At 66.3% G+C, this 10,323-nt stretch carries 9 protein-coding genes; 5 read left to right on the top strand and 4 right to left on the bottom strand.

Going from position 1 to position 10,323, the window contains the following annotated elements:
- Positions 1–113 precede the first annotated feature (113 nt).
- A complete protein-coding gene (locus ACREE8_RS05730; protein WP_431572021.1) occupies positions 114–1,190 on the bottom strand; it encodes a glycosyl transferase family protein in 1,077 nt (358 codons plus the stop codon).
- Positions 1,191–1,390: 200 nt separating this feature from the next.
- Here ACREE8_RS05730 and ACREE8_RS05725 point away from each other — a divergent pair, with 200 nt between their 5' ends.
- From ACREE8_RS05725 to aqpZ, 5 genes are all read left to right on the top strand, one after another.
- Positions 1,391–3,049, top strand: coding sequence for a tetratricopeptide repeat protein (locus ACREE8_RS05725; RefSeq protein ID WP_431572020.1), 1,659 nt, complete (start codon positions 1,391–1,393; stop codon positions 3,047–3,049).
- An 80-nt stretch (positions 3,050–3,129) separates the two neighbouring features.
- Complete coding sequence (locus tag ACREE8_RS05720) at positions 3,130–4,299, top strand: serine hydrolase domain-containing protein (RefSeq protein WP_431572019.1); 1,170 nt, start codon at positions 3,130–3,132, stop codon at positions 4,297–4,299.
- Between the two features lie 440 nt (positions 4,300–4,739).
- Positions 4,740–5,117 carry a hypothetical protein gene (locus ACREE8_RS05715; protein WP_431572018.1) on the top strand — a complete coding sequence of 126 codons (378 nt, stop codon included), beginning with the start codon at positions 4,740–4,742 and terminating at the stop codon, positions 5,115–5,117.
- 124 nt (positions 5,118–5,241) lie between these two features.
- A complete protein-coding gene (locus tag ACREE8_RS05710; protein WP_431572017.1) occupies positions 5,242–6,486 on the top strand; it encodes a Zn-dependent hydrolase in 1,245 nt (414 codons plus the stop codon).
- Positions 6,487–6,749: 263 nt separating this feature from the next.
- Positions 6,750–7,478 (top strand): aquaporin Z, encoded by a 729-nt coding sequence (aqpZ, locus tag ACREE8_RS05705; RefSeq protein WP_431572016.1) that lies wholly within the window; start codon positions 6,750–6,752, stop codon positions 7,476–7,478.
- Positions 7,479–7,550: 72 nt separating this feature from the next.
- On the opposite strand, the gene ACREE8_RS05700 is transcribed toward aqpZ, so the two are convergent.
- The 3 genes from ACREE8_RS05700 to ACREE8_RS05690 all read right to left on the bottom strand — a co-directional run bounded on the left by ACREE8_RS05700 (position 7,551) and on the right by ACREE8_RS05690 (position 10,112).
- Positions 7,551–8,393, bottom strand: coding sequence for an aldo/keto reductase (locus ACREE8_RS05700; protein ID WP_431572015.1), 843 nt, complete (start codon positions 8,391–8,393; stop codon positions 7,551–7,553).
- A gap of 256 nt (positions 8,394–8,649) precedes the next feature.
- A complete protein-coding gene (gene msrA, locus ACREE8_RS05695) occupies positions 8,650–9,315 on the bottom strand; it encodes a peptide-methionine (S)-S-oxide reductase MsrA (RefSeq protein ID WP_431572014.1) in 666 nt (221 codons plus the stop codon).
- A gap of 263 nt (positions 9,316–9,578) precedes the next feature.
- Positions 9,579–10,112: a gamma-glutamylcyclotransferase family protein gene (locus ACREE8_RS05690; protein WP_431572013.1), complete on the bottom strand. Its 534-nt coding sequence runs from the start codon at positions 10,110–10,112 to the stop codon at positions 9,579–9,581.
- Positions 10,113–10,323 lie beyond the last annotated feature (211 nt).

The raw sequence follows: 10,323 nt of genomic DNA, 5'->3' as shown, positions 1-10,323 counted from the left end.
GGTGGCATCGATGACGCCTCCGACGACAAGCTGATGCATCCGTGAGGAAACCTAGGGGACGAGGAGCCTTGGTATAGGTCGCGGAACGAAGCCCTCGATTCCACGGCGAGACGTCACCGCCCATACTTCCCCTTCGCCCGCCCCTTCCACATCGCCCGCGCCTGATCCAGCGCTGCCTCCTGCGTCGGCGCGCGCCCGAGCAGTTTGAGCGCGATCGCCACCGTGCCGATCACGGCGGCCGTCGGCCCCGCTGGTGCCGCCTCGCCGCGCCAGAGCGCCAGCACGGCCCTGGGATCGAGCGGTTCGTCGCGCCAGCCATGGCGCTCGCCCGCGAGCAAAGGCGGCCAGGTCTCTTCGGTCAAGGCTTCGCCTTCTACCAACCCCACGCGGCAGGGCTTCTCCGGATTGATCTGGGCCTCGCCGCCGCCGCCCTTGAAGATCGCGGCCTTGGGCTGCTTCAGGAACCGCGCTGCCTCCTGGTGGGTGACGATGTAGGTCGGATGGAACACGCCCTGAAGCTGGGCCGTCGCCGCCAGCGGATTGAGCTCGCGGCAGAAACTGTTGGCGGGCGTGCGCAGGCCCAGGATCGGGCGCATCGCGAACAGCCGCAGCAGCGGCGGACAAAAGCGCTCGATCGGCAGATAGGCGAAACCGCTGCGCTGGATGCGCCGCGCCGCATCCTCGACCGAGTTCGCCGCCTCGATGCCCAGCGCCTGCAGCACCCGCGGCGTGGTCGCCTCGCCGACGCCGGCCAGGCCATGCATCGCGATCTTGATGCCCTGTTCCGCCAGCAGCAGCGCACTCAGGATGAAATAGGGCAGCTGCTTATGCCGGTCCGCATAGGACGGCCAATCGATCTCGGCCGCAGGTTCGTCCGGCAGCTTCCACCAGCGCTGCGCCGCGCGCACGAATCCGGCCAGCTCCTCCGGCGTCTCCTTGCGGTAGCGCAGCAGCAGGAAGAGCGCGCCGATCTGCATCGGCTCGGCGCTGCCGGCGAGGATCGCGGTCATCGCCTCCTCGGCCTCGTCGATCGTGAGCGACCGCGACAAGGTCGGTCCGCGCCCGACCAACCGCAGGAATTTGGCGAAGGGATGGAGCGTGTCGGCCGTGCCGCCATCCTCGCCGGAATCGCCGTCGCTGCGCTTGTTGTCGTCGGGCATGTCCGCAGTGTAGCAGGCGATGGCCCTCATGCCGACCCACCGGCAGAACATCCTCTAAGCCCCGCTATTGCCGGGCAGATCGCCGCTTCTTCCAGGGCGTCGCGGTCCGAAACCGGAGTCGCCGGCGGGCGGCCATGGCGGAGGACGGGCTCTGCGCTCCGCCGCAAATGCCTGTAGTATGTAACCGGGTGGGAGGCGCCCCTGGGGCGCACGAGGCTCGGGAGGCCGCGATGGAATATTATGATCTGGGAACCTATGGCTGGCCGGTGACCACGAGAAGCCCGGAGGCTCAGCTTTGGTTCAACCGGGGGATGGCGTGGTGCTACGGCTTCCATCACGAGGAGGCGATCGCCTGCTTCGAGCGCGCCTTGCAGCACGATGCTCAATGCGCCATGGCCCATTGGGGCATCGCCTATGCTGTCGGGCCGAACTACAACAAGCGCTGGGAAGCCTTCGATGCGGAAGACAAGCGCAATTCCCTGGCGCGGGCCCTCGACGCTTGTGCCCAAGCGGCCCGCCTGGCCACGGGCACGACGGCGATCGAGCAGGGGCTGATCGCCGCGCTCGCGAAGCGCTACCCGCCGAGCGCAGCCGAAGAGAATTTTGCGCCCTGGAATGACGCCTATGCCGATGCGATGCGCGACGTGCACGCGGCCCATCACGACGATGTCGATGTCTGCGCGTTGTTCGCCGACGCCCTCATGAACCGCACGCCCTGGCAGCTCTGGGACCTCGTCACGGGCGAGCCGACCCCCAATGCCGGTACGAGAGAAATCACGAAGGTCCTGGAAGCGGCGTTCCGGACGCTCGACGCCAAGGGCGCCAATCGGCATCCGGGCCTGCTTCACCTCTATGTCCATCTGATGGAGATGTCGCCGCATCCGGAGCGGGCGCTCAAGGCCGGCGATACGCTGGTTCATCTGGTCCCGGATGCGGGCCACCTGGTCCATATGTCGACGCATATCGACGTTCTGTGCGGGCACTACCACGATGTCGTCGCGCGCAACTCGGCGGCGATTGTTGCCGATAGCAAATATATGGAACGGGCCGGTGCGATGAATTTCTATTCGGTCTATCGCAGCCACAATTATCACTTCAAAGTCTATGGTGCGATGTTTCTCGCGCAGTACGCGCCGGCAATGGAGACGGCGGAGGAATTGATCCGGAACCTGCCTCCGGCTCTCCTCCAGACAGGTTCCCCGCCGATGGCCGACTGGCTCGAGGGCATGGTCCCGATCAAGCAGCATGTCCTGATCCGTTTCGGGAAGTGGCGGGAGATTCTCGATCAACCTCTGCCCGATGACCCGGAACTCTACTGCGTCACCACGGCCCTGATGCGCTATGCGCGGGCAGTCGCAATGGCATCCCTGGGCGATGTCGGCGGCGCCGAGACCGAGCGCGATGCCTTCCTCGCCGCCCGCGGGCGAGTGCCCAAGACCCGGATGCTGTTCAACAACACCTGTCTCGACATTCTCGCGATCGCCGACGCGATGATGATCGGCGAGATCGAATATCGGAAAGGCAACCATGATCTCGCCTTCGAGCATCTCCGCCGCGCGGTCGAGCTCGACGACAATCTGCCCTATGACGAGCCATGGGGCTGGATGCAGCCCGCCCGGCACGCGCTCGCCGCCTTGTTGATGGAGCAGGGAAGGCTCGACCAGGCGGAAGCGATCTACCGGGCCGATCTGGGTCTGGACGGCACGCTTCGTCGCGCCTGCCAGCATCCCGACAATGTCTGGAGCCTGCATGGACTCCACGAATGCCTGGCGCGGCGTGGCGAGACCGTCGAGGCCGCGCATATCAAGCGGCGTTTGGATATCGCGGTCGCACGGGCCGATGTGCCCATCAAGGCCTCCTGCTATTGTCGCCTTCGGACCGCGGCCTGATCTTCCGTCCCCGGCTTGCCCAGCCCTGCTGCCTCGCCTAGGCTCGGGCGCGATTGCGCTCTGAAGGGGGATAGCCGGTAATGCAGCCGAGGCACGCGAAGCGTATCACGCCGCTCAATTGGGATCAGCCCGGCCATGCCGCCTGGTCCTTCAGCCATATGCGCCGCCTGTTCCCGACGGCGCCGGTGGCGCGGGGGCCCGGCCCGGTCGCGGCCCTGCCGCAAGCCTCCCAGGATCTCGACCGGCTGCCGCTGGGGCGCGACGACGGCTCGAACATCACGCTGCTCGATTTCCTGCGCGCCAGCGACACCAACGGCTTCATCGTCCTCCATCGCGGCCGGGTGGTCTATGAGCGCTATTTCAACGGGCTCGAGCCCGAGGACGCGCATCTGGCCATGTCGGTCTCCAAGTCGGTCGTGGGCGATCTCATGGGCATCCTGGTGGCCGAGGAGCGGATCGATCCGGCAGCACCGATCGCGCATTACATCCCGGACCTGAAAGCGACGGGCTATGAAGACGCCACGGTCCAGCATGTGCTCGATATGCAGACGGGCGTGCGCTTCGTCGAGGATTATTACGATCTCAATTCCGACGCCTTCACGATCGATATCGCCTGCAACTGGAAGCCGCCGCGCGGTCCCAACGATCCGATCTCGCTCTATGACATGATCCGCGCGATCAAGCCCGAGCGCGCCCATGGCGAATATTTCACCTACCGCTCCGCCGACACCGATCTGCTCGGCTGGCTGATGGAGACGGTGACGGGAACGGACCTGGCCGATCTCCTCTCAGACCGGCTCTGGTCGAAGCTCGGCACCGAGCATGACGCTTATTATTCGCTCGACAAGGTGGGCACCGCGCTGGCCGATGGCGGCTTCTGCGCCTCCTTGCGCGATTTCGCGCGCTTCGGGCAGATGCATCTCGATCAGGGTCTCTTCAACGGAAGGCAGATCGTTCCCGCCGATTGGGTCCGGCGCACCCGGCGCGGCGATCCGAGCAAGTTCCGCGGCGAGCCCTACAAGACCCAGATGCCCAAGGGCGCCTATTCCCATCAATGGTGGGTGCGCGACAGCCATGCCGGCGTCCAGCTGGCGCGCGGCATCTTCGGCCAGATGATCTATGTCGACCCGCCCAACGAGATGGTGGCGGTCAAGCTCTCGACCTGGCCCAAGCCGACCATGCCCGAGATGATCGTCGAGACCCTGCGCGCGCTCGACACCATCGCCGCCTGGGTCACGCAGGACGGGTGATCTGCCGGACGGCTGACGGGCAGCAGTCTGCCATCACCGGGCTCGTCCTCTTTCCTGTCATCGCCGGACTTGATCCGGCGATCCAGGGCAGGGAGCTTTCGCGATCCGGACGAAGGCTGGATGCCCGGATCAAGTCCGGGCATGACAGAAGAGGGGTGGCGCTTCACCACGCCAATGCCCTCCTTCTTCCACCTCCCCGCCACGCGAGACGCCTCACGAATGTCACGCGGGCGTTGCTGCAGCGCACAGTGATTGCGACCGGGCGCCGCACCGGCCATCGATCCGGCGGATTCCCGTGGGCCGGTCCATTTCGCCGCAGGACGGGCGCGTCAGAACGCATGCTAGCGTTCCGGCGCATGCGCGAACTCCGATCGATTGCAGCGGCCGCAACCCCGGCATCCCATCGATCCGCGAGGGTCGCGGTGTCGGGGGCGTCACGGATGTTGCCTGCGAGCCGGTGGTTCGTTCTGATTGCCGCGATCGCCGTTCTGGCGATGATCGCGCTGACCCTCATCGCGCAGCATCTGGTCGCGACGATCCCGGCCGGATCGCCGCAGGGCTTGCGTCTCGTCGCCTTCGTGAAGGCCGCCGAGATCGGGCTGCTGCTGCTGTTCGGGTTCGCGATGGTGCCGCCGGCAATCCGCCAGGCCGCTCGCCTGCTCGCCTATTGTGCCCACCGCCAGGTCGATAGCGAGAAACGCTGCTCCTCCCGGCTGGCCGACATGGTGGCCCTCGGCGTCTGGGCCATCTCGGCCATCGCGCTCGCGGTTACAGCACCGCCGCTCTGGGAACTGTTCTCCTCCAGCACCGGGTTCTAGCGCTCCTTCGCCGGCGGCCTGCCGCCGGAACTCCCTTGGATTGACGCCCGCGGGCCGGTCGCTAAAGTCGGCCTCCCGCGAGCCCGCGGGTTCGATCCGACATGATTTCCCCGAGGGAGTGGCCATGGCGACCAACATCCGTATCAATGGCGACCGGCTGTGGCAGAGCCTGATGACGCTGGCCGAGATCGGCGCCACCGAGAAGGGCGGGGTCTGCCGCCTGGCCCTGACCGACCTGGACCGCCAGGCGCGCGACCTGTTCGTGCGCTGGTGCAAGGATGCGGGTTGTAGCGTGACAATCGACAAGATGGGCAACATCTTCGCGCGCCGTCCCGGCCGCGACGACAGCCTGCCGCCGGTCATGACCGGCAGCCATATCGACACCCAGCCCACGGGCGGCAAGTTCGACGGCGCCTATGGCGTGCTGGCCGGCCTCGAGGTGATCCGCACGCTCAACGATCACGGCACCGAGACGCAAGCGCCGGTCGAGGTCGTGGTCTGGACCAACGAGGAAGGCTCGCGCTTCGCGCCGGCCATGGTGGCCTCGGGCGTCTTCGGCGGTGCCTTCGATCTCGACTACGCGCTCTCCCGCGCCGACACGGACGGCAAGACCATGGGCGAGGAGCTGAAGCGGATCGGCTATTTCGGCGACCAGGAGGTCGGCAAGCGCAAGGTCGGCGCCTTCTTCGAGGCGCATATCGAGCAGGGCCCGATCCTCGAGGCCGAGAAGAAGCAGATCGGCATCGTCCAGGGCGTGCAGGGAATCCGCTGGTACGAGGCCGTGGTGACAGGCCAGGAGGCCCATGCCGGCCCGACCCCGATGAAGCGGCGCAAGGATGCGCTGGTGGGCGCCGCGCGCATGGTCGGTCATGTCAACCGCATCGGACTGGAGAATCAGCCTTACGCCTGCGCCACCGTCGGCATGATGCAGGTGTCGCCCAACTCGCGGAACACCATCCCTGGCCGCGTCTTCTTCACCGTCGACTTCCGTCATCCCGACGAGGCGGTGCTGAACAAGATGGACGCGGCGCTGCGCAAGGCCTGCGAGGACGAGGCGCAGGCCATCGGCCTGCAGCTCGAGCTCAAGGAGATCTGGTACTCGCCGCCCGTCAAATTCGCGCGCGAATGCGTGGGCGCGGTGGAGGCGGCGGCCAAATCGCTGGGCTATGCCAACATGCCGATCATCTCGGGCGCGGGGCACGACGCGGTCTATCTCTCGCGGGTGGCGCCGACGGCGATGGTGTTCGTGCCTTGCGAGGACGGGATCAGCCATAACGAGATCGAGAACGCCACCAAGGACGATATCGCCGCCGGCTGCGACGTGCTGCTGCGGGCGATGATCGAACGGGCGAACGCGCCGGCGGCCTGAACGACTCGGGTGGGAATCGGGCAAACGGGTCAGGGCATCCGTCCCCGATCGGCCCTTTTCCCGATCCCCGGCCTTTGAAAGGAATCAATGCCCGGGCCGGTTCCGGGCTTGGCGCTTGAAGCTCTCTGGCGCCGGACTAGGCTCTTGGACAGGTCTCGATCGGGTTGGGAAGCCCGAGGGATGAGACTGGTCATTGGTAGCCGGCGGACGGCCCGTTCCCGCCTCGGGGGTATCAGGGGCATCGCCGCATTCGGGGGGACCCTATGCCTTTATCGAAAAGACTGGCCGCGGAGTTCGTCGGCACCTTGTGGCTCGTGCTCGGCGGTTGCGGCAGCGCCGTGCTCGCACTCGCTTTTCCGGATGTTGCCGCCTCGCCCAATTTCGGCATCGGCATTCTCGGCGTTGCCTTGGCTTTCGGCCTGACCGTTCTGACCATGGCCTTCGCCATCGGCCATATCTCGGGGTGCCATCTCAATCCGGCCGTCTCGCTCGGCCTCGTCGTGGCCGGGCGTTTCCCGGCCAAGGATCTGATCCCCTATATCGTCGCCCAGGTGCTGGGTGCGATCGCGGGTGCCGCCATCATCTATCTGATCGCCAGCGGTCACCCGGGCTATGAGATCGGACGTTTCGCCGCCAATGGCTATGGCGAGGCGGCGCCGGGAAGTTTCGGTTCGCCCGGCGGCTACAGCCTGGTCTCCTGCTTCATCTCCGAAGTGGTCATGACCTTCATGTTCCTGATCGTGATCCTGGGTGCTACCGACGAGCGTGCGCCCAAGGGCTTGGCACCGATCGCCATCGGTCTTTGCCTCACCCTGATCCATCTGATCTCGATCCCGGTGACGGCGACCTCGGTCAATCCGGCCCGCAGCACCGGCCCGGCGCTCTTCGCCGGCGCCTGGGCCCTGGGTCAGCTCTGGCTGTTCTGGGTCGCGCCCCTCATCGGCGCCGCGATCGCGGGCGGCCTCTACAAGACGATCTGGCGCAAAGAGTAACTTCGGGCGCCTGTTCGCTGAAACGACAGGGCCGGATGCCTTCGCATCCGGCCCCTCGTCTTTGATCCCAGCTCAAATCATCGACAGCGGCGCCTTCCGGCTCGGCGGCGGCGACAGCGTATCGAGCTCGGTCAGGTCCTGCTTCGTCAAGATGAGATCGATCGCCGCGCGGTTCTGACGGACATGGTCGGGGTCGGAGGCTTTCGGAATCACGATCGCGTCGGGCCGGCGCAGGATCCAGGCCAGCGCCACCTGCTTCGTCGTGACGCCATGGCGCTCGGCGATGCGCTTCGTCTCGCCGCGATTGGCGAGCGCGCCGATCTCCAGCGGCGAATAGGCCATCAGCGGAATCTTGCGCTTCGCCTGCCAGGGCAGGAGGTCGAACTCCGGCCCGCGATGCTTGAGATTGTAGAGCACCTGGTTGGCGGCGCAGGCCTTGCCCTGCGGCAGCGCGAACAGCTCTTCCATATCCTCGGCATCGAAATTGCTGACACCCCAATGCCGGATCTTGCCGGCGGCACGCAACGCCTCGAAGCCGGCGACGGTCTCGCTCAAGGGCTCGTTACCGCGCCAATGCAGCAGATAGAGATCGATGCGATCGGTCTTCAGGCGTTTGAGGCTGCGCTCGCAGGCGAGCGCCACGCCGCGCCGGCTGGCATTCTGCGGATAGACCTTGCTGACGATGAAGACCTCGTCGCGCCGGCCCTTGACCGCCTCGCCCACGACCTCCTCGGCACCGCCCTCGCCATACATCTCCGCGGTGTCGATCAGGCTCAGGCCCAGATCGAGCCCGAGCTTGAGCGCCGCCACCTCGCGCTTGCGGTCGCCGCCCTTCTCGCCCATGCGCCAGGTGCCCTGGCCCAGGGCCACGGTCTTGTCGCCTGAAGGCAAGGCCACGGTTCGCAATGTCGCCATCGTCAGCCTCCCGTTGCGCTCGAGGGCTCGCTCAGCCGGCGAAGCCTTCCGCGCGATGCGTCTCGCGCCCGCCCAGCAAGGTGAGATCGACTTGCGTCTCTCCGATCTCGGGCGCGGCGCTGTGAGCCATTCCAATGTCTGCTTCAGAAACAAAAAACGCCCTCTCCTGAGGGGAGAGGGCGCCGTCGATCAAATCAGGCTGTCCGCGAAAAGACAAATCCGAAGGGTTGGACGACCCTCGGGGCAGGCTCTCGGCTCAATCCGCCAGGGCGGCGACGCCGATCGGCAAGCTCATGCCGGTGCCGCCGAGGCCGCAATAGCCGCCCGGATTCTTGGCGAGATATTGCTGGTGATACGCCTCGGCGTAATAGAAGGGCCCGGCCGGCGCGATTTCGGTCGTGATCGGGCCGAAGCGGCCTTGCGTCAGCACCCGCTGATAGGCCTGGCGCGAGGCTTCGGCCGCCCGGAGCTGCTCGGCGCTGGTGGTATAGATGGCCGAGCGATAAGCCGTGCCGACATCGTTGCCCTGGCGCATGCCCTGGGTCGGGTCGTGGCTCTCCCAGAAGATCTTGAGCAGGGCCTCGTAGGAGGTCTCCTTCGGGTCGAACACCACCAGCACGGCCTCGGTATGGCCGGTCAGGCCGGTGCAGGTCTCGCGATAGGTCGGGTTGGGGGTGGTGCCGCCGGCATAGCCGACGGCAGTAACCCAGACGCCCGGCGCCTGCCAGAATTTGCGCTCCGCGCCCCAGAAGCAGCCGAGGCCGAACACCGCCTGCTGCAGGCCCGCCGGGAAGGGCGGCGTCAGCTTGCGGCCATTGACGTAGTGGGCCTCGGGGACAGACATGGCTTCGGCGCGGCCGGGGAGGGCCTCGGCCGTGGTCGGCAACTTCAAGGATTTCTCGGCGAAGAGGCGGCTGAGCATGAGGGACCGTCCTTGTTCTTGGGGTTCTCGGGTCTGCCCCAGGAATTGGCGGATCAGGGCCCGGAAAACAAGACCCGCGGCCGGGACGGGGCTATCACGTCAGCTTGAGACGAGGGTGAACTTGAGACGAGGGTGAAGAGGTGAGCTGGGTCTGTCCCTTCCCCCCTTGCGGGAGAAGGCTAGGAAGGGGGCATACGCGGTGGTGAGACCGCGTCATCCCCCTCCTTGATCCTCTTCCGCGAAGCGGGGGAGGAGATAAAAACCTACCGCCGGCTGCCGGCGCGGCGGCGGGTCGGCGGGGCGACCGGCTCGCCGAAATGCTGGGCCATGGCGCGGGCCTTGATTTCGGGCCAGCGCTCGACCAGCTCGGTCGAGCTGATGGCGCCGTAATGGCTCATGATCTCCTGAGCCAGGCTGAGGCACATCGGCTTCTCGACCGCGACCCAGTGATCGAACTCCCAGGCCACGCCCTCGTCCTGGAGCGACGCCGTCGCCAGGAAGACATAGGCGTCATGACGGGCATCGCCCGCCTTCACCACGCAAGGGCGCAGCGCGTAATCGTCGGACTCGTACCACTGGATGCGGGCGACATCCTCGGCGGTGAGGCTGGTCACGAGCCGCCCTTCGACCTTGCCGCCCGGCGTCGGGACGATGATCGGAAAAGACTCGTTCTTGGCGCGGCGGCGCTCATAGCCGAGAATCTCGGCCGGCGCATGCGCGATATCGCTGGTGTCGCGGTTCAGCACCTGCTGCAGCAGGTCCGCATCCATCAGGCTGCCGAAAAAGAAGAGGCGCATCGTCCTTCACTCCCTGAAACCGGAACTCATGATCCTGCGTTGCCGGACCCGATGAAGGCCGGTAGCGCCGCCGCTCCGGAGCCAGGGCTGGCTCCCAGAGGCGTTCAGACCGTTTTTGCCGTTTTGGGAGAGGGCCCCCAGGCGGCGAACAACAAATCACGTCCCAATCGGACCCGGCATCACCGATGCCGCTCAACCAATAAGAGGCCGC

Source organism: Hypericibacter sp. (assembly GCF_050729195.1).
Lineage (GTDB): Bacteria > Pseudomonadota > Alphaproteobacteria > Dongiales > Dongiaceae > Hypericibacter.
Note: the sequence above shows the minus strand (reverse complement) of the source record. Positions and strands in the feature narration are given on the sequence as shown.